We start from the raw sequence: 23443 nt of genomic DNA, 5'->3' as shown, positions 1-23443 counted from the left end.
GCCGCCAAAATTGCGCTAAATCAATCTCCCTGTAAGTTGTATCAGAAATCCCTTTTATCCCTCTGCGCACAGGCATAATCTTAAACATGTATATCAAATATAACTTTTAAGGTGTGACCATGTTTTGTGTGCAATGTGAACAAACCATCCGTACTCCGGCAGGAAACGGCTGCTCTTACGCGCAGGGTATGTGCGGTAAAACGGCTGAAACCTCTGATCTGCAGGATCTGCTGATCGCCTCCCTACAAGGTCTGTCTGCATGGGCGGCTAAAGCTCGTGAATATGGCATCATTAATCATGACGTTGATAACTTTGCCCCGCGTGCTTTCTTCTCCACGCTGACCAACGTTAACTTCGATTCTCCACGTATCGTCGGCTATGCTCGCGACGCTATCGCGATGCGTGAAGCGCTAAAAGCCCAATGCCTGAGCGTTGACGCCAATGCGCACTGCGACAACCCAATGGCTGACCTGCAACTGGTTAGTGACGATCTGGGCGACCTGCAGCGTCAGGCCGCCGAATTTACCCCGAACAAAGACAAAGCCGCGATTGGCGAGAACATTCTCGGCCTGCGTCTGTTGTGCCTGTACGGCCTGAAAGGGGCGGCGGCCTATATGGAGCACGCGCACGTTCTCGGGAAGTACGACAACGATATCTACGCGCAGTACCATAAAATCATGGCGTGGCTGGGTACCTGGCCTTCCGATATGAACGCTCTGCTGGAGTGCTCAATGGAAATCGGCCAGATGAACTTCAAAGTGATGAGCATTCTGGATGCCGGTGAAACCACTAAATACGGCCACCCGACGCCGACCCAGGTTAACGTGAAAGCGACCGAAGGGAAGTGCATCCTGATCTCAGGTCATGACCTGAAAGATCTGTATAACCTGCTGGAACAAACCGAAGGTACTGGCGTTAACGTCTACACCCACGGTGAAATGCTGCCCGCGCACGGTTATCCGGAACTGCGTAAATTCAAACATCTGATTGGTAACTACGGTAGCGGCTGGCAGAACCAGCAGGTCGAATTCGCCCGCTTCCCTGGCCCTATCGTGATGACCTCTAACTGCATCATCGACCCGACCGTTGGCAGTTACGACGATCGTATCTGGACTCGCAGCATCGTCGGTTGGCCGGGTGTGAGCCACCTGGAAGGCGATGACTTCGGTCCGGTTATCGCGCAGGCCCAGCAAATGGCAGGCTTCCCGTACAGCGAAATTCCACACCTGATCACCGTCGGTTTCGGTCGTCAGACCCTGCTGGGCGCGGCGGACACCCTGATCGATCTGGTGAGCCGTGAAAAACTGCGTCACATCTTCCTGGTTGGCGGCTGTGACGGCGCGCGCGGCGAACGTAACTACTTCACCGATTTCGCCACCAGCGTACCGGATGATTGCCTGATCCTGACCCTGGCCTGCGGTAAATATCGCTTCAACAAGCTGGAGTTCGGCGATATCGAAGGCCTGCCGCGTCTGGTTGATGCCGGTCAGTGTAACGATGCGTACTCCGCTATCATTCTGGCAGTGACGCTGGCAGAGAAACTGGGCTGTGGCGTAAACGACCTGCCGCTGTCGCTGGTACTCTCCTGGTTTGAACAGAAAGCGATTGTCATTCTGCTGACCCTGCTGTCTCTCGGTGTGAAAAACATCGTTACTGGCCCGACGGCGCCTGGTTTCTTCACGCCGGATCTGCTGGCGGTACTCAACGAGAAATTTGGTCTACGTTCCGTGACCACCGTTGAAGAAGACATGAAGCAGTTGCTGAGCGCGTAAGGAGTAAAAAATGACAATGCCAACTCATCAGTGCCCATGGCGGATGCAGGTTCATCACATCCATCAGGAAACGCCGGATGTATGGACAATTTCGTTGCTGTGCCACGACTATTATCCGTATCGCGCCGGGCAGTATGCACTGATCAGCGTGCGTAATTCGGCGGAAACGCTGCGCGCTTACACGCTCTCTTCAACGCCGGGCGTCAGCGAGTACATTACGCTGACCGTTCGCCGGATTGACGACGGTGCGGGCTCACAGTGGTTAACCCGCGACGTGAAGCGCGGCGACTACCTCTGGCTGTCCGATGCAATGGGCGATTTCATCTGCGAAGACAAAGCCGATGATAAGTTCCTGATGCTGGCAGCCGGTTGTGGCGTCACGCCGATCATGTCGATGCGCCGCTGGTTGGCGAAGTACCGTCCGCATGCTGACGTACAGGTGATCTTCAACGTGCGCTCGCCGCAGGATGTCATTTTTGCCGAAGAATGGCGTCAGTATCCGGTCACGCTGGTGGCGGAAAACAACGCCACGGCCGATTTTGTCGCCGGTCGCCTGACCACTGCGCTGTTGCAACAGGTACCGGATCTGGCCTCCCGCACGGTGATGACCTGTGGCCCGGCGCCGTATATGGATCTGGTCGAGCGGGAAGTGAAAGCGCTGGGCGTCACGCGCTTCTTTAAAGAACAGTTCTTCACCCCGGTAGCGGAAGCGGCAACCAGCGGTCTAAAATTTACTAAGCTGCAGCCAGCGAAAGAATTTTACGCGCCGGTCGGTACGACGCTGCTGGATGCACTGGAAAGCAACAAGGTGCCCGTCACCGTTGCCTGCCGCGCGGGCGTCTGCGGTTGCTGTAAAACCAAAGTGGTTTCCGGCGACTATATGGTCAGCAGCACCATGACGCTAACCGATGCTGAAATCGCCGAAGGCTACGTACTGGCCTGCTCCTGTCATCCGCAGGGCGACTTAGTGCTCGCCTGAGTCAACAAAGCCCGGTTCGTCCGGGCTTTTTTTTTACCGCCAGGCTGAATTACCCGCAACCGAAAACCGTCCCGCACCGAGAAACGCCACCGCCAGTGCGCCGATAAAGAAATAGACCAGACTTTCAATTGCCCAGGCGCCAGTTTTATCCAGCGCCCAGGTTTCATTCATCCCGACCATCAGCCACGCCACAATCATGGTGAATGCCAGCACCAGCGCCGCAGGACGCGTCAGGATCCCGAGAATAATCAGACAAGGCGCAATCACTTCCCCCACCAGTACGCCGTACGCAATAAAGCCCGGTAACCCTTTGGCAATCAGCATTCCGCTAATGCCATCAATCCCGGCAAACAGCTTATGCAGCCCGTGAAACAGCATCAATCCCCCCACCGCCAGGCGTAATAAAAACTTGCCAAAATCCTCGTGCGTCAGCATCCGATTCACTGCATTTAACAATGTGGTAAGCATCTGAATTTACCCCTGGTTCACTCTGATTTTTTCACGCTACGCGTTATCCCCCCTGAAAGGAAGCCGCTGAAAATAAGGGGGGGCCACGCAGCGTAATCACTATCTTCATCTAAACTTGTAACCGGTATCACAATTAAGGAGATGGAAAACCATGAAACAAACGGTTGCCGCTTTTATTGCTAAAACACTGGAACAGGCAGGTGTGAAACGTATCTGGGGCGTGACGGGCGATTCGCTGAACGGCCTGAGCGACAGCCTCAATCGCATGGGAACGATTGAGTGGATGTCGACCCGTCATGAAGAAGTTGCCGCGTTTGCGGCGGGTGCGGAGGCGCAACTGACCGGTGAACTGGCAGTTTGCGCAGGGTCTTGTGGACCCGGTAACCTGCATCTGATCAACGGTCTGTTTGATTGTCATCGTAACCACGTCCCGGTGCTAGCCATCGCCGCCCACATTCCGTCCAGCGAAATTGGCAGCGGCTATTTCCAGGAGACGCACCCACAGGAACTGTTCCGCGAATGTAGCCACTATTGCGAGCTTGTTTCCAGCCCGGAACAGATCCCCCAGGTCCTGGCGATTGCCATGCGCAAAGCGGTGCTCAATCGCGGCGTCTCGGTGGTGGTATTACCAGGCGATGTGGCATTAAAACCGGCGCCAGAAAGCGCCAGCAGCCACTGGTATCACGCGCCCTTACCGATCGTCACGCCCGCAGAAGAAGAGTTAAGAAAGCTGGCCCAACTGTTACGCTACTCCAGCAACATCGCCCTGATGTGCGGCAGCGGCTGCGCGGGTGCGCATAAAGAACTGGTCGAGTTTGCCGCCAAAATTAAGGCCCCTATCGTTCACGCCCTGCGCGGTAAAGAACATGTCGAATACGACAACCCATATGATGTGGGGATGACCGGATTGATCGGCTTCTCATCCGGCTTCCATACCATGATGAATGCCGATACGCTGGTGCTACTCGGTACGCAGTTCCCTTACCGCGCGTTCTACCCAACTGACGCCAAAATTATTCAGATTGATATCAATCCCGCCAGTATCGGCGCGCACAGTAAGGTCGATATGGCGCTGGTAGGCGATATCAAAGCCACGCTGACGGCACTGCTGCCGCTGGTGGAAGAGAAAACCGAACGTAAATTCCTCGATAAGGCATTGAGCGATTATCGCGATGCGCGTAAGGGCCTCGACGATCTTGCCAAACCCAGCGAAAAGGCGATTCACCCGCAGTACCTGGCGCAACAAATCAGCCATTTTGCCGCCGATGACGCCATCTTTACCTGCGACGTCGGTACGCCGACGGTGTGGGCCGCCCGCTACCTGAAAATGAACGGCAAGCGCCGTCTGTTGGGCTCGTTTAACCACGGTTCGATGGCTAACGCCATGCCGCAGGCGCTGGGCGCACAGGCCACCGCACCGGGACGTCAGGTCATTGCCATGTGCGGCGACGGCGGATTCAGTATGCTGATGGGGGATTTCCTGTCGGTGGTCCAGATGAAGCTCCCGGTCAAAATCGTGGTCTTTAACAACAGCGTGCTGGGCTTTGTGGCGATGGAGATGAAGGCCGGTGGTTATCTCACTGACGGTACGGAGTTGCACGACACTAATTTTGCGCGCATTGCCGAAGCGTGCGGCATCACCGGTATTCGGGTGGAAAAAGCCGCAGACGTTGATGAAGCACTACAGCGCGCCCTGTCAATCGACGGCCCGGTGCTGGTGGATGTAGTTGTTGCAAAAGAAGAACTGGCCATTCCGCCGCAGATCAAACTGGAGCAGGCCAAAGGCTTCAGCCTGTATATGCTGCGCGCCATCATCAGCGGTCGCGGCGATGAGGTGATCGAACTGGCAAAAACCAACTGGCTCAGGTAAAACAATGCACATCGCCTTTCAAACAATAGGGATGTGCAATGATTGATCTACGCAGTGATACCGTCACCCGTCCGAGTCGCGCCATGCTTGAAGAAATGATGGCCGCCCCGGTGGGGGACGACGTGTACGGGGATGACCCTACCGTTAACGCTCTCCAGCAATACGCCGCTGACCTTTCAGGTAAAGAAGCGGCGTTATTTTTACCCACCGGCACCCAGGCCAACCTCGTGGCGCTACTGAGCCACTGCGAGCGTGGCGAAGAGTATATCGCCGGTCAGGGGGCACATAACTATCTGTATGAAGCCGGCGGCGCGGCGGTGCTCGGCAGCATTCAGCCGCAGCCGATTGACGCTGCGCCAGACGGAACGTTACCGCTGGATAAAGTCGCCGCCAAAATAAAGGCAGATGACATCCACTTTGCCCGTACCCGCCTGTTAAGCCTCGAAAATACCCACAACGGCAAAGTCCTGCCACGAGAGTATCTGAAAGAGGCATGGGAATTTACCCGTGAGCGCGGTCTGGCGCTGCATGTCGATGGCGCACGTATTTTTAACGCTGTCGTGACGTACGGCTGTGAACTCAAAGAGGTCGTGCAGTATTGCGACTCCTTTACCATCTGCCTGTCCAAAGGGCTGGGGACGCCGGTCGGATCGCTACTGGTCGGCAGCCACGATTACATTAAGCGTGCGACCCGCTGGCGCAAAATGACCGGCGGCGGCATGCGTCAGGCCGGTATCCTGGCGGCAGCTGGACTGTATGCCCTGAAAAATAACGTTGCGCGCCTGCAGGACGATCACGACAACGCGGCCTGGCTTGCAGAGCAGCTACGGGAAGCCGGGGCGGACGTGATGCGTCACGACACCAATATGCTGTTTGTCCGCGTCGGTGAGGCCAACGCCGTAGCGCTGGGTGAATACATGAAGGCACAGGGGGTGCTGATCAACGCGTCGCCGATTGCCCGTCTGGTGACCCATCTGGATGTTTCACGGGAACAGCTTGCTGATGTCGTCGCCCACTGGCGCGCGTTCCTGACTCGTTAAGGAGAGAGATGTGCCGCAACGCATAGTGGTTCTTGGCGCCAGTGGTTACATTGGTCAACATCTGGTGCAGGCGCTCAGCCAGCAAGGACATCAGGTACTGGCGGTGGCACGTCGCATTGAACGGCTGGACAAACAGCAGTTGCCCAACGTCAGCTGTCATAAGGTCGATCTGAACTGGCCGACGCAGCTTGCGTCTCTGTTGACGAATGTTGATACCGTCTACTATCTGGTACACGGTATGGGAGAAGGCGGCGATTTCATTGCCCATGAGCGTCAGGTCGCGCTTAACGTGCGTGATGCTCTGCGTGAAACGCCGGTCGGGCAACTGATTTTTCTCAGCTCCTTGCAGGCACCGGAACACGAGCAGTCTGACCACCTGCGGGCGCGGCAGATCACCGCCGATACCCTGCGCGAGTCTGGCGTACCGGTAACGGAACTGCGCGCCGGGATCATCGTCGGAGCCGGTTCCGCCGCTTTTGAAGTGATGCGCGACATGGTCTACAACCTGCCGGTGCTGACCCCGCCGCGCTGGGTGCGCTCACGTACCACGCCCATCGCGCTGGAAAACCTGTTGCATTATCTGGTGGCCTTGCTGGATCACCCGTCCCGTGAGCATCGGATCTTTGAAGCCGCCGGGCCACAGGTGCTTAGCTATCAGCAGCAGTTCGAACATTTCATGACGGTGAGCGGCAAGCATCGCTGGCTTATCCCCATCCCCTTTCCCACCCGTTGGATTTCCGTCTGGTTCCTGAATGTCATCACCTCGGTGCCGCCTACCACCGCGAAAGCGTTGATACAGGGCCTCAGACACGATCTGCTGGCCGATGACAGCGAATTGCGGGCGTTGATACCCCAAAAGCTTATCGCCTTTGACGATGCTGTACGCAGCACGCTGAAGGAAGAGGAGAAACTGGTGAACTCCAGCGACTGGGGTTACGACGCGCAGGCGTTTGCCCGCTGGCGACCGGAATACGGTTTTTTCGCCAAACAGGCCGGGTTTACCGTAAAGACATCCGCCAGTTTGCCGGCGTTGTGGCGGGTAGTGAACCGTCTTGGCGGCAAAGAGGGCTATTTCTTTGGCAATGGATTGTGGAAGATCCGGGCCGCGCTGGATCTGCTAGTCGGGCATCGGCTGGCAAAAGGTCGCCCTGAACACGAACTGCTTCAACCGGGCGATACTGTAGACAGTTGGAAAGTGATTATCGTCGAGCCAGAAAAACAGCTCACGCTGCTGTTTGGCATGAAAGCGCCAGGCCTGGGACGGCTGAGCTTTACCCTTGACGATAAGGGCGATCATCGCGAAATTGACGTGCGTGCCTGGTGGCATCCGCACGGTATGCCAGGGCTTTTCTACTGGCTGCTGATGATCCCGGCGCACCTGTTTATTTTCCGGGGGATGGCAAATAAAATTGCCAGACTTGCAGAACAAATCACAGATAAATCGTAAAAACTTACTGTATTGTTTCACGTTTCCCATTGCATACCGACGTAATTCACGGAAGAATGCGCACGACGTTTTATTAAACACAGTGGACTGATATGAAGGTACTGGTTACCGGCGCAACCAGCGGCTTAGGACGAAACGCGGTTGAGTTTTTGCGCAACAAAGGCATCAGCGTCAGAGCGACCGGTCGCAACGAAGCGATGGGTAAACTGCTCGAAAAAATGGGCGCGGAGTTTGTGCATGCGGATCTGACCGAGCTGGTCTCTTCGCAGGCGAAGGTTATGCTTGCGGGCATCGATACGCTGTGGCACTGCTCAAGTTTCACCTCACCCTGGGGAACTCAGGAAGCCTTTGATCTGGCAAACGTACGTGCGACCCGCCGTCTTGGCGAATGGGCCGTCGCATGGGGCGTGCGTAACTTTGTTCATATTTCCTCTCCATCGCTTTATTTCGATTATCACCATCATCGCGATATCAAAGAAGATTTTCGCCCGCACCGCTTTGCCAACGAATTTGCCCGCAGTAAAGCCGCTGGCGAAGAGGTCATCAGCCTGCTGGCCCAGGCCAACCCGCAGACCCGGTTTACGGTGTTGCGCCCACAGAGCCTGTTTGGCCCACACGACAAAGTGTTTATTCCCCGTCTGGCGCACATGATGCACCACTACGGCAGCGTGCTGTTGCCGCACGGCGGCAGCGCGATGGTCGATATGACCTACTATGAGAACGCAATCCACGCGATGTGGCTGGCGAGTCAGGAACTGTGCGACAGCCTGCCGTCCGGTCGGGTGTACAACATCACCAACGGCGAACCCAGAACCCTGCGCAGTATCGTGCAAAAGCTGATTGATGAACTGAATATTCACTGCCGGATCCGTTCCGTGCCCTATCCGATGCTGGATATGATTGCCCGCAGCCTGGAGCACTTTGGCAATAAGTCTGCCAAAGAACCGGCGTTAACCCACTACGGGGTGTCGAAGCTGAATTTCGATTTTACGCTGGATATCAGCCGTGCCGAAACGGAACTGGGGTATAAGCCGGTGGTGACGCTGGATGAAGGCATTGTGAAAACGGCCGCGTGGTTGCGCGACCACGGAAAACTGCATCGCTAACCTTGCCCATACTTTTCCAGTAACGCCTCAGCAATCGCCTGCGTTTCGGCATCGGCAACGCCGTTCCACAACGTCGGGCGGAAGTGCATCTGAAACGCCATCACAACGCGCTGCTGTTCACGCGCGGTCATTTCAGGCTTCACCTCATACCCATAACGCGACAACAGATCCAGCAGTGAGGCCATCTCAACGGGCGTATGCGGCGCCCGCCCAGCGAGGTAGAAATTTACCCGCTGCGCATCGGGCCAGGCGCCAATGCCTTGTGCTGCCAGCGCTCGCCAGGGAAACAGCGGACCGGGATCGTCTTTTCGCTGTGGGGCAATATCCGCATGCGCGACCACGTTCTGTGGCTTGATGTCGTAACGGGCGATAATGTCTTTTGCCAGCGGGATCAGCGCCTGAATCTGCGCAGGCTCAAACGGGGCAAAATATTTATCACCCGCCGATTTTTGCCAGCCGCGATTTTCCAGCTCAATGCCAATCGAGGTGTCGTTGATGCGCGTCGCGCCGCGCCAGAAACTGATACCGGCATGCCACGCCAGATCCTGTTCCGGCACCAGTTGCCAGATACGCGGTTTACCACGATGCAACGGCGGCACGGACGGGATCAGATAATGCGAACTGACGTTTTTATCCGTCAGCGTCGCCAGCGAGCTATCGAAGTCATCCGCGGTATAGTGGATCACCAACACTTTGATGCGCGGATATGCCGCCTGCGCCTGATGACGGGTATCAAGCTGATAACCGTCTTTATCAACGATCCCTTTTTCGCCCGCGCATCCCGTCAGCAGTAACGCAAAGGCCGCCAGCCATAACCCCTTTCTCATCGACGCGTTTTCACCGCCGTCCCGCTGACGCTGACCATCAGCATGCTGCTGTCTTTGCCGACCGTTTCATAATCGATATCAATGCCCACGACGGCGTCAGCGCCCAGCGCTTTCGCCTGCTCGCCCAGCTCTGCGAAAGCAATTTCACGCGCTTTGCGTAACTCTTTTTCGTAAGCGCCTGAACGACCGCCGACGATATCGCGGATACCGGCAAAAAAGTCCCGGAAAATATTCGCGCCCAGAATGGCTTCGCCTGTGACCACACCGCAGTATTCCACGATGCTTTGTCCTTCGAGCGTGGGGGTTGTCGAAAATTGCATGATGTCTCTCCTGGTTACATTCAGCACATTATCAGCGCCATACACTATCATTGAAAGGATATAATTGATTATCGTAGATGACTGTTATCTTAGAAGACTCATGGCAGAACGCTTATAAGGAAATCACTATGCGCTATTCGAAACTCTCCCTGCTCATCCCTTGCGCGCTGCTGCTCAGCGCCTGCACTACCATCACGCCAGCCTATAAAGACAACGGGCCGCGTGCGGGGGCCTGTGTGGATGGCGGCCCGGACAGTGTGGCTCAACAATTCTATGACTATCGTATCCAGCACCGCAGTAATGATCTCACCGCCCTGCGCCCTTATCTGAGCGACAGCCTGGCGAAACTGCTGTCGGATGCCAGTCGTGACAGTGCGCATCGTCAATTGATGAGCAGCGATCCGTTCTCCAGCCGCGCCACGCCGCCGGACAGCGCCAGTGTTGCCAGCGCCTCGACCATTCCGAATAGTGATGCACGAAACATCCCGCTACGCGTTGCGCTGAAACAGGGCGATCAGAACTGGCAGGATGAAGTGCTGATGATCCGTGAAGGCCAGTGCTGGGCCATTGATGATGTTCGCTATCTCGGCGGCAGCGTGCATGCCCCGGCCGGTACGCTTCGTCAGTCGGTTGAAAACCGTTAATCTCTCCGCTTAAACGCGCTAAAAATTGTCCCCCCGTAAATTGTCCGGCATTCTGCATGGAATGCCGACAATTGTTCTTACCGACCTTCCCCCTCGCTATTTTGTGCTATGTTTAATGAGAAATGCGCGTTATATTTAACTTTTAAAGCATAAATATTGCATAACTATTCTGTCAAAGGTACTATCTGCGGCTTCAATAGCTATCAGACGGCCAGTATACGAGCATCAATGAGTATTCAATTAAACGGCATTAACTGCTTCTACGGCGCGCATCAGGCGCTGTTCGATATCACGCTGGATTGCCCGCAGGGTGAAACACTGGTGTTACTGGGCCCAAGCGGGGCCGGTAAAAGCTCACTGCTGCGGGTACTCAATCTGCTTGAGATGCCGCGTTCCGGTACGCTTAACATTGCGGGAAATCACTTCGATTTCCGCAAGACGCCGTCAGATAAAGCAATTCGCGAGCTGCGTCAGAACGTCGGAATGGTCTTTCAGCAATACAATCTGTGGCCGCACCTCACTGTGCAACAGAATCTGATTGAGGCACCCTGCCGCGTGCTGGGTCTGTCGAAAGATCAGGCACTGGCGCGCGCCGAAAAGCTGCTTGAACGCCTGCGCCTGAAACCTTATAGCGATCGCTATCCGCTGCATCTCTCCGGCGGACAACAGCAGCGTGTGGCCATTGCCCGCGCGTTGATGATGGAGCCGCAGGTGTTGCTGTTTGATGAACCCACCGCCGCGCTGGACCCGGAAATTACCGCGCAGATCGTCAGCATCATTCGTGAACTGGCGGAAACTAAAATTACACAAGTGATCGTGACGCACGAAGTGGAAGTGGCGCGTAAAACCGCCAGCCGCGTCGTGTATATGGAAAACGGTCATATCGTCGAGCAGGGTAATGCGAGTTGCTTTGCCGACCCGCAGACCGAAGCATTTAAAAACTATCTCTCTCACTAAGATTCGGGACAACACAATGAAAAAAGTTCTGATTGCCGCGCTTATCGCAGGCTTTAGCCTTTCCGCTACAGCAGCCCAGACCATTCGTTTTGCGACCGAAGCGTCCTATCCTCCGTTTGAATCCATGGACGCTAATAACAAGATTGTCGGCTTTGATGTCGATCTGGCCAATGCGCTGTGTAAAGAGATCGACGCGACCTGTACCTTTACCAACCAGGCATTTGACAGCCTGATCCCAAGCCTGAAATTCCGCCGTTTCGACGCGGTGATGGCCGGGATGGATATCACGCCCGAGCGTGAAAAACAGGTGCTGTTCACGACCCCTTACTATGACAACTCCGCGCTGTTCATTGGTCAGCAGGGTAAATTCACTGGCGTTGATCAGCTGAAAGGCAAGAAAGTGGGCGTGCAGAATGGCACCACTCACCAGAAATTCATCATGGATAAGCACCCGGAAATCACTACCGTTCCGTATGACAGCTACCAGAATGCGAAACTGGATCTGCAAAACGGCCGTATTGACAGTGTGTTCGGTGATACCGCGGTGGTCACAGAGTGGTTGAAAGACAATCCGAAGCTGGCGCCGGTTGGCGACAAAGTGACGGATAAAGATTACTTCGGCACCGGCCTCGGCATCGCCGTACGCCAGGGCAATGAGGAACTGCAGCAGAAATTCAACACTGCGCTGGAAAAAGTGAAGAAAGATGGGACTTACGAGACCATCTATAACAAATGGTTCCAGAAGTAAGCCTTGATGAACGAATTTTTCCCACTTGCAAGCGCCGCCGGGATGACCGTCGGCCTTGCCGTTTGTGCACTGATCCTCGGCCTGGCGCTGGCAATGCTTTTCGCCGTCTGGGAGTCAGTGAAATGGCGTCCTGTCGCGTGGACGGGTTCCGCACTGGTCACCATTTTACGCGGCCTGCCGGAAATTCTGGTGGTGCTGTTTATCTATTTCGGCTCCTCTCAACTGCTGCTGATGCTCTCTGATGGCTTTACGATCAATCTGGGCGTCGTGCAGATTCCGGTACGAATGGAGATCGAAAACTTCGACGTCAGCCCCTTCCTGTGTGGGGTGATTGCCCTCTCTCTGCTCTACGCAGCCTATGCGTCTCAAACGTTGCGCGGCGCGCTAAAAGCGGTACCGCTTGGGCAGTGGGAATCCGGCCAGGCGTTGGGACTGTCGAAGACCGCCATTTTCTTCCGGCTGGTGATGCCGCAAATGTGGCGTCATGCGCTGCCGGGGCTGGGCAACCAGTGGCTGGTATTGCTGAAAGATACCGCGCTGGTGAGCCTCATCAGCGTCAACGACCTGATGCTGCAAACCAAGAGTATCGCCACGCGAACCCAGGAACCGTTTAACTGGTACATTATCGCTGCGGCGATCTACCTGGTGATTACGCTGGTGAGCCAGTACATTCTCAAACGCATTGACCTGCGCGCGACACGTTTTGAGCGGAGACCAGGCTGATGTTTGAGTATTTACCTGAACTGCTGAAAGGACTGCATACCAGCCTGACCCTGACGGTGGCATCCATTGTCGTTGCCCTGATTCTGGCGTTGATTTTCACGATTGTTCTGACGTTGAAAACGCCGGTGGTAGTCTGGCTGGTGCGTGGCTATATCACGCTGTTTACCGGTACGCCGCTGCTGGTTCAGATCTTCTTGATCTACTACGGACCGGGTCAGTTTCCGTCTCTGCAGGAGTATCCGGTTCTGTGGCATCTGCTGTCAGAGCCGTGGTTGTGCGCCTTGATTGCACTGTCGCTGAACAGCGCAGCTTATACCACTCAACTGTTCTACGGGGCGATTCGCGCGATTCCGGAAGGCCAGTGGCAGTCCTGCGGCGCGCTGGGGATGAGCAAGAAAGACACGCTGGCAATCCTGTTGCCGTATGCCTTTAAACGCGCCCTCTCCTCGTATTCCAACGAAGTGGTGCTGGTGTTCAAAAGTACCTCTCTGGCATATACCATCACGCTGATGGAAGTGATGGGTTATGGTCAGCTGCTGTACGGTCGCACCTATGATGTGATGGTGTTCGGCGCAGCGGGAGTTATCTACCTGATCGTCAACGGCCTGTTGACGTTAATGATGCGTCTGATCGAGCGCAAAGCGCTGGCATTCGAACGTCGAAACTAAGCACTTTATTGCATAAATCACAACCAACAAGACGGACAAGTTTATAACCTGTCCGTCTTTTTTTATTTATCACAAAATAGTTAATCATTTTTATTGCATACAAATTCATTTACTGGCATTGTAAATCCATGCCGCAGAAACGGCGCCTCATCATAACGGGAGTCCAACCATGAAAAAGTTAGTTCTGGCCACATTACTTGCCTCTTTCACCTTCGGTGCCTCTGCCGCTGAAAAAATCAGTTTTGGCGTCTCTGCGACCTATCCACCGTTCGAATCTATGGATGCCAATAACCAAATCGTCGGCTTCGACCTCGATCTGGCAAAAGCCTTATGCAAACAGATGCAGGCAGAATGTACTTTCACCAACCATGCATTTGACAGCCTGATCCCGGCGCTCAAGTTCAAAAAATATGACGCCGTGATTTCCGGTATGGATATCACCCCAGAGCGGAGCAAACAGGTGGCGTTTACGACCCCCTACTATGCCAACTCGGCGCTGGTAATTTCGAAGAAAGATACCTATAAAACCTTTGCCGACCTGAAAGGTAAACGTATCGGGATGGAAAACGGCACCACTCACCAGAAATACTTGCAGGACAAGCACCCGGAAGTGAAAACCGTGGCCTATGACAGCTATCAGAATGCGTTTATCGACCTGAAAAATGGCCGTATTGATGGTGTATTCGGTGATACCGCCGTCGTGAACGAGTGGCTGAAAACTAACCCGCAGTTGGGTGTGGCAACCGAGAAAGTCACCGATCCACAGTACTTCGGTACCGGCCTCGGCATCGCGGTTCGCCCGGATAATAAAGTGCTGCTGGATAAACTGAACGCTGCGCTGGCGGCGATCAAGGCCGATGGTACGTACCAAAAAATCAACGACCAGTGGTTCCCGCAGTAAGACCGAGAATTGGCTGTAGAGTGCCTGATGACGCTACGCTTATCAGGCCTACAAAATACACTTCACTCGCAAGCCGGATAAGGCGCCATCGCCGCTATCCGGCAAACCGTGACTCGTCCTTCAGCAACAATGTCAGCACTTCATAATGCGCGGTATGTGGGAACATATCGAAAAGCTGTACCCGTTCAATGCGATAGCCTGGCAATGCGGCAATGTCTTTCGCCATCGTCTGCGCATTACAGCTGGAATAGATGATAAATTGCGGTGCCATTCGGCTGAGGTAATCACACAAGGATTTACCAATTCCGCGGCGCGGCGGGTTCACCAGCACCAGATCCGGCACAGCCCCCTGCCCGGTGGCAAACTGCGTCGAATCCAGCGCCTGAAAATGAAGATTGGTTAAGCCCAGTTCCGCCGCTGACTGCTTCGCACAAGCAATGGCTTCCGGCGCAATTTCAATTCCCGTCAACTGCATCTGCGGCGTCGCGCAGTGCAGACCAAACCCACCGACACCACAGAACAGATCCCACATGTGGTTCACCGGCAACTGCCGCACCCAGTCACGCGCTGTGGCATATAATTGGCTTGCCACCGCCGGGTTGGTCTGGAAGAAACTGTGCGGGCGGATCCACAGCGGCACGTCGTTAAACCGCTCCGCCAGCGCCTGCTGTTCAGTCAGGAAGATTTCTGTCTCCCCTTCCATAATCGCCATATGTACCGGCTGAAGATTGACGCTGATGACCTTCAGTTGCGGCAGTTGCGCCTGCAACCACGGCAGCGCAGCACGCAACTGCGCCAGTTTACTGTCGGAACGCAGAACAAAGCGCAGCATCATACCGCCATCAAACTGACTTTCCGTCAGCAAAAGGTACTTAAGCTCTCCACGTTTGCGCGCCACGTTGTAGGGAGTTAGTCCGGCCCGCGCAATAAACGGTTTCAGCACAGCAAACACCGGCGCAAACGAGGCCGGATAGAGCGGGCAATCGCACAGATCTTCTGGCGTACCATCGCGATGCAACATGCCCAGCAACGGTTTTTCCACGCTGCCGCTGACCACCATCTTCGCCTTATTGCGAAACGCCTGCTCCGGGCCGCTGACCGGCACGCACCATTCTCCGACGGGAAAACCGGTAAGCAAATTTCGCAGATCGGCGGTTTTGGCGGTGAGTTGCTCGCCCACGGGCTGCGTGATCCACTGACAGGAACGACAACGATCGGCGTCATAGAGTGCGCACTGCATACGGAAACCTTTATCTAAACAGGGGCGAGGATTATACACATTATTGTAAGCGGAAGAAGCGACGACTGGCCGCGGGCACAAACAGTAATAACAGCACCAGCATATCGGGCAGTTTTTGCATTACCAGCGTACGCAGAATCTCCCGCTTTGACTCACCCGCAATGCTGAACAGCTCTGGATAGCCGTAGCCCAGCGAGGCCGCCCACAAATAGCTGGCGGCAATCACCTGCGTGAGGAGATAGATCCAGCGCGCCCAGTTACGCCCTTTCACCAGTGAAAACGCACACCAGATTTCAATAAATACCAGCATCAGGCTGCCGAGAAAAACCAGCGTTAAATTCCATGTCTGCACGCTGCGATGAATAAACTCGCCCAGTCCGCGAATGCCAAGGGTGTTGAAAATCATCAGCAGGTCGAGCCCACGGATCATAATAATGGCGAGCGCCGCCACCTGCACCAGCGTGGGCACATTCAGGCGGGCATGTGATGAGGATGTTTTATTAAAAAATCCCAACGAATCGTCTTCCATGAAAACAATGCCGCGACGAGCGCGGCATTATGTAGCCAGGTTGGCAGATTTTAGTGTCTTCAGTCACGTCTTGCACGTTGGATATCGCGGATCCGCTGTTTTTCCGTGCGAGCCATCAAATACCAGGCGATAAAACCAACAATTCCCACCACCCCGAGTATCAGCGTCGCCAGGGCGTTAATTTCCGGGTTAACGCCCATCCGCACGCTGGAGAAGACCAGCATCGGCAACGTGGTCGCGCCCGGTCCGGAGACAAAGCTGGCAATGACCAGATCGTCCAGCGACAGGGTAAACGCCAGCAGCCAGCCGGAGACCACCGCTGGCATAATCATCGGCAGCGTAATCACAAAGAACACCTTCAGCGGCGTCGCCCCCAGATCCATCGCCGCTTCCTCAATGGAGCGATCCAGTTCACGCAGGCGCGAGGAGATCACCACCGCCACATACGCCGTACAGAACGTGACGTGTGCCAGCCAGATAGTCAGCATGCCACGATCTGACGGCCAGCCAATAGCGTGCCCCAGTGCGACAAACAGCAGCAACAAAGAGAGCCCGGTGATCACATCCGGCATCACCAGCGGCGCGGTGATCATAAAGGCAAAGCCGTTCGACCCGCGAAAGCGACCAAAACGCACCATCACCACCGCAGCAATTGTGCCGAGTATCGCCGCCATGGTCGCCGCGCAGGCGGCGATGGTCAGACTCAACCCCACTGCGCTCATCATTGCGCTATCGCGGAACAGTTCGCCATACCAGCGCGTTGACCATCCAGCCCACACCGTGACCAGTTTAGAACTGTTAAACGAGTAGATGACCAGCATCAGCATCGGCGCATACAGGAAAGTAAACCCGAGCACCAGAATCACAATCCGCCAGGGCGAACGAATTACCGGTAAGTTGTTCATCCGTGGGCCCCTCCGCTTTTTTGCTGATGTTTGTGAAACCACATAATCGGGACGATCAGCAGCAGCAACATGACAATCGCGACCGCAGACGCCACCGGCCAGTCGCGGTTGTTAAAGAACTCTTGCCACAGCACGCGACCAATCATGATGCTGTCTGGCCCGCCGAGCAGTTCCGGGATCACAAACTCGCCCACCGCCGGAATGAACACCAGCATAGAACCGGCAATAATGCCGCCTTTGGTCAGCGGGACGATCACACTAAAGAACGTTTTCAACGGACGCGCACCCAGATCCAGCGACGCTTCCACCAGCGAGTAATCAATCCGCGTCAGTGCGGTATAAATCGGCAGCACCATGAACGGCAAATAGGCGTACACAATACCGATATACACCGCCAGATTGGTGTGCAGAATGGTCAGCGGCTGGTCAATTACGCCCAGCCACAGCAGAAAGTTATTCAACACGCCATTATTTTTCAGTATCCCCATCCAGGCATATACGCGGATCAAAAACGAGGTCCACGACGGCAGGATCACCAACAGCAGCAGAATATTACGCGTTGACGGCTTGCTGTGCGCCACCGCCCACGCCAATGGATACCCCAGCAGCAGACAGCAGAGCGTCGAGATCCCCGCCACCTGTAGTGACTGCAGATAAGCATCAAAGTAGAGCGGATCGTCCGACAACTGCAGGAAGTTACCGAGATTAAGGGTGATCGACAGTTGCCCGTCGGCCCACTCCATCAGCTCCGTATACGGCGGGATCGCTCGCGCCATCTCCGCCAGACTGATTTTAAAGACGATCAGAAAAGGCAGCAGAAACAGCAGGATCAGCCAGACGTAAGGCAGCGCTATCACCAGTTTGCGCCCGTGTTTCATCTGCACGCGCGCCAGCCAGAACGTAAAGCCGCCTGGTTTTTCTACGCGTGCCGGAGGTTCAAGTGTACTCATCTTCGCTCCTTAAACCGTCAACACCACACAACTGTCCGCATCCCAGCACAGACGCACCTCATCGCCCCAGGTCGGCAGACCTTTGCGATAACGGTGAGCGTTTTGCAACTGGGCGCTGATCACCTGTCCGCTTTTCAGGCGAACGTGATAGATGGAGAGATCGCCAAGATAGGCAATGTGCACCACTTCACCGACGGCGAAGTTAAAACCGTCGGCAGGCGGCTCTTCGCAGAGCATGATTTTTTCCGGACGCAGCGCCACGTGCACCGGCACGTTATCCACCACCGACGCATCCGGATCGACCTTCAACGGATGCACCAGCCCAGGAGAATAGAGCACCAGACCGTCTTCCTGGCGCTCTTTAATTACGCCCTCAAAGACATTGACCGAGCCGATAAACTCTGCGCTGTAGCGCGTGGTCGGGTGCTCGTAAATTTCTTCCGGCTCACCGATTTGCACAAACTTGCCACGGTTCATAATGGCGATACGCCCGGCCATGGTCATCGCCTCTTCCTGATCGTGCGTCACCATCACGCAGGTTACGCCGACGCGCTCAAGGATATCGACCACTTCAAGCTGCATACGGTCACGCAGCTTTTTATCCAGTGCGCCCATCGGTTCGTCGAGCAGCAGAAGTTTAGGCCGTTTTGCCAGGCTTCTCGCCAGCGCCACACGCTGACGCTGACCGCCGGAAAGCTGATGCGGTTTGCGTTTAGCGAACTCTTGCATATGCACCAGACCTAACATCTCGTCGACCCGGCTGGCAATTTCTGCTTTCGGCAGTTTGTCCTGCTTCAGGCCAAAGGCGATATTCTGTTCCACCGTCATATGGGGAAACAGCGCATAGGACTGAAACATCATATTGATGGGCCGTAAATAAGGCGGCACCTGGGACAGGTCGACGCCATCCAGCATGATTTGTCCTGTAGTAGGTTGTTCAAACCCCGCCAGCATGCGCAACAGCGTGGATTTTCCACAGCCTGATGCGCCCAGCAGGGCAAAGATTTCGCCTTTATAAATGGTCAGACTTACGTCATCGACAGCGTGCTGACCATCGAAGGATTTGGTCAGGTTGCGGATTTCGAGGAGCGGCGTCAGCGCTTTACGGGTTTTCGCCTGCGGGCGTGGGGTGGCATCATTCACGGGGTGCTCTCCGGCAGAAACAAATCATGGTGCAGGCGCACCAGAACGGTGCGCCAGTTGCCGGGAGCGCTTCGCTTGCCCGGCCTACGGTAAAAGGTTATTTACCGCTTTTCACCTTGGTCCAGGCACGCGTACGGACGCGGTCAATCTTCGGATCCTGAACTTTCAGGGTGAACATCTTCGCGCGCACGTCTGCTGGCGGATAAATACCTGGATTATCACGCACTTCTGCACTCACCAACGCCGTCGCCTCTTTGTTGGCATTCGCGTAGAACACATGGTCAGAGATATGCGCAATCACATCCGGGCGCAACAGGTAGTTGAGGAACTGATAGGCCTCGTCTTTATTTTTGGCATCTGCTGGCATCGCGAAGACATCAAAGAAGGCCATTGCCCCTTCCTTCGGAATCGAGAAGGAGATATTGACGCCATTCTTCGCCTCTTTCGCCCGGTTGGCGGCCTGCCAGACATCTCCCGCCCAGCCAATCGCCACACAGGTATCGCCGTTAGCCAGGTCGTTGATGTACTGCGAAGAGTGGAAGTAACGGATATTCGGCCGCAGCTTGAGCAGCAGATCGGTAGCCGGTCCGGTATAGTCGTCTGCTTTGGTGCTGTTCGGATCTTTACCCAGATAGTTCAGCACGGTGGCAAACACCTCTTCCGGCGCATCGAGGAAAGAGACGCCACAGCTCTTGAGTTTTTCAAGATTTTCCGGCTTCAGCACCAGATCCCAGCTATTAAGCGGGGCATCAGCGCCGAGCACCGCTTTCACTTTATCGACGTTGTAGCCAATACCGGTGGTCGCCCACATATACGGCATCGCGAATTTATTGTCCGGGTCGTGTTTGGCGACCAGTTTCAGCAATTCCGGATCGAGGTTTTTCCAGCCCGGCAGTTTGCTCTTATCCAGCGGCTGGAAAACGCCTGCCGTCAACTGACGTTCAAGAAAGCTCGCGGAAGGCACTACCAGATCAAAACCGGTGCTGCCTGCCATCAGTTTGCCTTCCAGCACTTCGTTGGAGTCAAAAACGTCATAGACCACTTTGATGCCGGTCTCTTTTTCAAAATTAGCGACCGTATCCGGCGCAATATAATCAGACCAGTTATAGATATGGAGTGTTTTTTGTTCTGCAGCGAGCGTGCCGGCAGAGACGGCCATCAGAGCACCCGCAACCAGACCCGATAGCCATTTTTTATTTAAGGCGGTCATAATCTCTTTCCTTATCAAAGTTCGTTAACAAACGAACCAAAAAAGTTGCACTCAATGCTATGCAAGAAACGTGCATAGTTTGTCACTCGGCAAAAACCAGGAAGAGTGGACGCTCCCCCGACCGTTATTGCTCGCTGTAATTAAGCTTCGCAAGAATAACTTTAGCCAGGGTTTCAGGCTATAGCCCAGATTAAAAAACGCCTTTTATCAATTTTTTATGCAATTTATGTCTATGTGATAAAGCGAAACAGCGGGAAAGGAGGTGAATAATTCTTTAAAGAAAGGTTAAATGCAGAATAAAAGAACGTAAACCGCAGCCGCTCTGGCAGCGACTGCGCTATACGCGCCATACTTCACGTTAAAATCAGTGAAGAAAATGGTTCTCAACGCTGCTTTTTTGCGCGTCTTCTTCGGCGGTAAACAGCATCTGGTGCGCGCCCGCTTCAAGAATGACCATGGATATCTGCTCTTCGCTCTGGCGCACGAACCACTCGAACTGCGCGTAAGTTACCCCTTGCATAACGGATAAAGACTGGCAAACCACCAGCTTTGGCAGATTATCATCCTGCATATCCAGAAACGCTTTCACGGTGAGGGAACTGGCATTGATGGCAGACAGATCCGCGGCCAGCGGCAGTAACGCAGAAGGCCTCACTTCAGCCATCGCGGAAAACAGCAGCGTATTATCGACGAGATCTAATTTCGCATCGTAGATGCCGTCAAAATTTTGCATGTGTGGTAAATGCAGTGCCTGACAGGTATCACATTCAAAAAAACTCATGCCCAGGTCGTCGAGCCATTGCCGCAACGTATCCAGAGTGGGAACGACCAATTCTGTCATAATAATGTGCTACCTCTTACGATAAAAAAATACCGGCACAGCTTACGCAAAAAGTGTTCGTCATGCCACGATCATCGGCGATATTAAAGACTAGCCACCCGTTTTGAGACAAAATTCAGCCGTCGCGTGGCGTTCGATCCACTGAATCATCCGCCCGGCGATATCGATACCGGTGGTTTTTTCGATCCCTTCCAGACCCGGAGAGGCATTCACTTCCATCACCAGCGGGCCGCGCTCGGCGCGTAAAATATCAACACCAGCGACATCAAGCCCCATCGTCTGCGCGGCTTTTATCGCTATTTTGCGCTCACGGGGAGTAATGTTGGCAATGCAGGCGACGCCGCCGCGATGGAGATTAGAACGAAAATCGCCGTCCTTCGCCCGTCGTTCGATGGCAGCAACCACCTCATCCCCCACCACCAGACAGCGAATATCGCGACCTTTGGCCTCTTTAATATATTCCTGAACCAGAATGTGGGCGTTAAGCCCCCGGAACGCATCCACGACGCTCTCGGCAGCCTGACGGGTTTCTGCCAGTACCACGCCAATTCCTTGCGTTCCCTCCACCAGTTTCACCACCAACGGCGCGCCACCAACCATATCGATCAGATCGCTGGTGTCATCCGGCGAGTGCGCAATGCCGGTAATCGGGAGATCGATACCCTGACGCGCCAGCAACTGCAACGAACGCAGCTTATCGCGGGCGCGGGTAATCGCTACAGATTCATTCAACGGATAGCTGCCCAGCATCTCAAACTGGCGTAGCACCGCCGTACCATAAAAGGTAATCGCCGAACCAATACGCGGAATGACGGCATCAAAATGAGGCAACTTGCGTCCTTTATAATGAATTGAGGACGCCGCCGGATTGATGTTCATATAACAGGAAAGCGGGTCGAGTATTTCAACCAGATGACCACGCGTCATCGCCGCTTCACGCAGGCGCTTACACGAGTAGAGCGTTCCATCCCGGGACAATATGGCAATTTTCACCCTGCACCTCTCTGCATCACTCGATCACTATCCCGCGTATCATACACAGCGGCGGAATTTTTAGCGCGTGGCCCAACCCTGTTTATGCAAATATTCCAGGATAAAGGGACGATTTTCCTTAATCAGCGTGCGGCGAATATGATCGCTCCAGGTGTCACGGCGGGTATTGCTGCCACGGCTGAGATAATACTGCGCGAGCTGTTCGTCATAATCAGCCAGCACGTCCTTGTCGAGCGGCTGATAACGATTTTCGTGCATCACTATCGCTGCGGGCAGGCGCGGCTTCAGCTCCGGGTTATCAGCAGGCCAGCCCAGGCACAGCCCAAACAGCGGCAGTACGTGTTTTGGCAGCGCCAGCAACTCGGTGACAGATTCGATGTTATTGCGCAATCCGCCGATATAGACACCACCCAGTCCCAGCGATTCCGCCGCCGTCAGCGCGTTTTGCGCCATCATCGCCGTATCAACGACGCCCAGCAACAACTGCTCTGCAAGGCCTAATTGTGCTTCAGGGCAAATCTGCAGATGACGGTTGAAGTCGGCGCAGAAGACCCAAAACTCAGCGGCCTGCGCGACGTGCTGTTGACCGCCGGTTAAGGGTACCAGTGCGTCACGTAGTACCGGATCCGTAATACGAATAATGGATGTACACTGCAAAAAGCTGGAGCTGGAGGTCGCCTGAGCGGCGGCCAGAATCGCCTCTCGCTGTTCAGGCGTAATCGGTTGATCGGTATAATGGCGAATCGAACGGTGACGACGCAGAAGGTTAATGGTTGGAGTCATTCTCTTTTTCTCGGTCAGAACGGGATGAATCGGATGAGGGCTTCATCAGCTGGGGCGCCAGCCGCTGCGCGACTTGCCAGACGAATGCCAGTGCGGCGGGGATCATCAACAGCACGCCCAAAAAAAGCATGATAATGACCGCTAACGAGCTGTTAAACGGCGCGGGAAGCGTCAGGTAGTGGTTCAGCAACAGCAAAGCCAGCGCCAGGAGCACCATACCCACCATTTCCAGAATCAATACACTTTTCGGTAACGCGCCGGTCATACGCACAGGAAGCCCCCTTTTGTGAGACATAGTGTAAGGCGTTCAGCGTGAATGTGTTTAACAGATATAGACTAAATGTATCGAAGTAAAAGGTGCAACCTACTGTTCAAGACT

At 54.7% G+C, this 23443-nt stretch carries 25 protein-coding genes; 12 read left to right on the top strand and 13 right to left on the bottom strand.

The features are described 5' to 3' along the window. Nucleotides 1-119 precede the first annotated feature (119 nt). On the top strand, nt 120-1772 hold the full coding sequence (gene hcp, locus HVX64_RS08945) for a hydroxylamine reductase (protein ID WP_043001978.1): 1653 nt from the start codon (nt 120-122) through the stop codon (nt 1770-1772). Nucleotides 1773-1782: 10 nt separating this feature from the next. Next, on the top strand, nt 1783-2751 hold the full coding sequence (gene hcr, locus HVX64_RS08940; protein ID WP_044256363.1) for an NADH oxidoreductase: 969 nt from the start codon (nt 1783-1785) through the stop codon (nt 2749-2751). Nucleotides 2752-2784: 33 nt separating this feature from the next. Here the strand turns inward: hcr and HVX64_RS08935 are convergent, their stop codons facing one another. Then, on the bottom strand, nt 2785-3219 hold the full coding sequence (locus tag HVX64_RS08935; protein WP_044327093.1) for a DoxX family protein: 435 nt from the start codon (nt 3217-3219) through the stop codon (nt 2785-2787). A 151-nt stretch (nt 3220-3370) separates the two neighbouring features. Here HVX64_RS08935 and poxB point away from each other — a divergent pair, with 151 nt between their 5' ends. The 4 genes from poxB to HVX64_RS08915 all read left to right on the top strand — a co-directional run bounded on the left by poxB (nt 3371) and on the right by HVX64_RS08915 (nt 8682). After that, nucleotides 3371-5089, top strand: coding sequence for a ubiquinone-dependent pyruvate dehydrogenase (gene poxB / locus HVX64_RS08930; protein ID WP_044256366.1), 1719 nt, complete (start codon nt 3371-3373; stop codon nt 5087-5089). Between the two features lie 38 nt (nt 5090-5127). Continuing rightward, nucleotides 5128-6129, top strand: coding sequence for a low-specificity L-threonine aldolase (gene ltaE, locus HVX64_RS08925; RefSeq protein WP_044256368.1), 1002 nt, complete (start codon nt 5128-5130; stop codon nt 6127-6129). Between the two features lie 10 nt (nt 6130-6139). Then, entirely contained in the window at nt 6140-7576 is a 1437-nt protein-coding gene (locus HVX64_RS08920) for an SDR family oxidoreductase (RefSeq protein WP_044256370.1), read from the top strand. 92 nt (nt 7577-7668) lie between these two features. After that, nucleotides 7669-8682, top strand: a complete 1014-nt coding sequence (locus tag HVX64_RS08915; protein WP_043001223.1) for an NAD(P)-dependent oxidoreductase — start codon at nt 7669-7671, stop codon at nt 8680-8682. Here the strand turns inward: HVX64_RS08915 and HVX64_RS08910 are convergent. Both HVX64_RS08910 and HVX64_RS08905 read right to left on the bottom strand, forming a co-directional pair. Further along, the gene (locus HVX64_RS08910; protein WP_044256372.1) at nt 8679-9509 is read right to left on the bottom strand and encodes an N-acetylmuramoyl-L-alanine amidase; all 831 of its coding nucleotides are present in this window, start codon (nt 9507-9509) and stop codon (nt 8679-8681) included. The genes HVX64_RS08915 and HVX64_RS08910 overlap by 4 nt on opposite strands. After that, the gene (locus tag HVX64_RS08905; RefSeq protein ID WP_042320310.1) at nt 9506-9829 is read right to left on the bottom strand and encodes a heavy metal-binding domain-containing protein; all 324 of its coding nucleotides are present in this window, start codon (nt 9827-9829) and stop codon (nt 9506-9508) included. Before HVX64_RS08905 ends, HVX64_RS08910 begins: the two co-directional genes overlap by 4 nt. Before the next feature lie 128 nt (nt 9830-9957). Here HVX64_RS08905 and HVX64_RS08900 point away from each other — a divergent pair, with 128 nt between their 5' ends. The 6 genes from HVX64_RS08900 to artJ all read left to right on the top strand — a co-directional run bounded on the left by HVX64_RS08900 (nt 9958) and on the right by artJ (nt 14470). Beyond that, complete coding sequence (locus HVX64_RS08900) at nt 9958-10473, top strand: lipoprotein (RefSeq protein ID WP_044256374.1); 516 nt, start codon at nt 9958-9960, stop codon at nt 10471-10473. A 228-nt stretch (nt 10474-10701) separates the two neighbouring features. After that, the gene (gene artP / locus HVX64_RS08895; protein ID WP_043001226.1) at nt 10702-11430 is read left to right on the top strand and encodes an arginine ABC transporter ATP-binding protein ArtP; all 729 of its coding nucleotides are present in this window, start codon (nt 10702-10704) and stop codon (nt 11428-11430) included. A 16-nt stretch (nt 11431-11446) separates the two neighbouring features. After that, nucleotides 11447-12178 (top strand): arginine ABC transporter substrate-binding protein ArtI, encoded by a 732-nt coding sequence (artI, locus tag HVX64_RS08890; RefSeq protein WP_043001227.1) that lies wholly within the window; start codon nt 11447-11449, stop codon nt 12176-12178. Between the two features lie 6 nt (nt 12179-12184). Continuing rightward, nucleotides 12185-12901: an arginine ABC transporter permease ArtQ gene (gene artQ, locus HVX64_RS08885; protein WP_043001228.1), complete on the top strand. Its 717-nt coding sequence runs from the start codon at nt 12185-12187 to the stop codon at nt 12899-12901. Further along, nucleotides 12901-13569 (top strand): arginine ABC transporter permease ArtM, encoded by a 669-nt coding sequence (gene artM / locus HVX64_RS08880; protein ID WP_042320323.1) that lies wholly within the window; start codon nt 12901-12903, stop codon nt 13567-13569. The genes artQ and artM overlap by 1 nt, the downstream gene beginning before the upstream one ends. Before the next feature lie 169 nt (nt 13570-13738). Continuing rightward, nucleotides 13739-14470 (top strand): arginine ABC transporter substrate-binding protein ArtJ, encoded by a 732-nt coding sequence (gene artJ / locus HVX64_RS08875; protein ID WP_043001230.1) that lies wholly within the window; start codon nt 13739-13741, stop codon nt 14468-14470. Nucleotides 14471-14564: 94 nt separating this feature from the next. Here artJ and rlmC read toward each other — a convergent pair whose 3' ends face one another. The 10 genes from rlmC to HVX64_RS08825 form a co-directional block, all read right to left on the bottom strand. After that, entirely contained in the window at nt 14565-15710 is a 1146-nt protein-coding gene (rlmC, locus tag HVX64_RS08870) for a 23S rRNA (uracil(747)-C(5))-methyltransferase RlmC (RefSeq protein ID WP_044256376.1), read from the bottom strand. Nucleotides 15711-15750: 40 nt separating this feature from the next. Continuing rightward, nucleotides 15751-16239 carry a YbjO family protein gene (locus tag HVX64_RS08865; RefSeq protein WP_043001232.1) on the bottom strand — a complete coding sequence of 163 codons (489 nt, stop codon included), beginning with the start codon at nt 16237-16239 and terminating at the stop codon, nt 15751-15753. Nucleotides 16240-16298: 59 nt separating this feature from the next. Further along, complete coding sequence (potI, locus tag HVX64_RS08860; RefSeq protein WP_042320333.1) at nt 16299-17144, bottom strand: putrescine ABC transporter permease PotI; 846 nt, start codon at nt 17142-17144, stop codon at nt 16299-16301. Then, nucleotides 17141-18094, bottom strand: coding sequence for a putrescine ABC transporter permease PotH (gene potH, locus HVX64_RS08855; RefSeq protein WP_044256378.1), 954 nt, complete (start codon nt 18092-18094; stop codon nt 17141-17143). The genes potI and potH overlap by 4 nt, the downstream gene beginning before the upstream one ends. Before the next feature lie 9 nt (nt 18095-18103). Further along, nucleotides 18104-19237, bottom strand: coding sequence for a putrescine ABC transporter ATP-binding subunit PotG (gene potG / locus HVX64_RS08850; protein ID WP_044256379.1), 1134 nt, complete (start codon nt 19235-19237; stop codon nt 18104-18106). Nucleotides 19238-19334: 97 nt separating this feature from the next. Then, nucleotides 19335-20447: a spermidine/putrescine ABC transporter substrate-binding protein PotF gene (gene potF / locus HVX64_RS08845; RefSeq protein ID WP_043001234.1), complete on the bottom strand. Its 1113-nt coding sequence runs from the start codon at nt 20445-20447 to the stop codon at nt 19335-19337. 364 nt (nt 20448-20811) lie between these two features. Then, nucleotides 20812-21288, bottom strand: coding sequence for a YbjN domain-containing protein (locus HVX64_RS08840; RefSeq protein ID WP_043001235.1), 477 nt, complete (start codon nt 21286-21288; stop codon nt 20812-20814). A 90-nt stretch (nt 21289-21378) separates the two neighbouring features. Continuing rightward, entirely contained in the window at nt 21379-22281 is a 903-nt protein-coding gene (gene rimK, locus HVX64_RS08835; RefSeq protein ID WP_044256380.1) for a 30S ribosomal protein S6--L-glutamate ligase, read from the bottom strand. 60 nt (nt 22282-22341) lie between these two features. Further along, nucleotides 22342-23064 carry an oxygen-insensitive NADPH nitroreductase gene (gene nfsA, locus HVX64_RS08830; protein ID WP_043001237.1) on the bottom strand — a complete coding sequence of 241 codons (723 nt, stop codon included), beginning with the start codon at nt 23062-23064 and terminating at the stop codon, nt 22342-22344. Continuing rightward, the gene (locus HVX64_RS08825; RefSeq protein WP_043001238.1) at nt 23048-23335 is read right to left on the bottom strand and encodes a DUF1418 family protein; all 288 of its coding nucleotides are present in this window, start codon (nt 23333-23335) and stop codon (nt 23048-23050) included. The genes nfsA and HVX64_RS08825 overlap by 17 nt, the downstream gene beginning before the upstream one ends. Between the last annotated feature and the right edge of the window lie 108 nt (nt 23336-23443).

Origin of the sequence: Citrobacter sp. RHB20-C16 (assembly GCF_013890155.1) — a bacterium.
Lineage (GTDB): Bacteria > Pseudomonadota > Gammaproteobacteria > Enterobacterales > Enterobacteriaceae > Citrobacter_A > Citrobacter_A amalonaticus.
The sequence above is the reverse complement of the archived record's forward strand: the minus strand, read 5'-3'. Positions and strand labels throughout refer to the sequence as shown.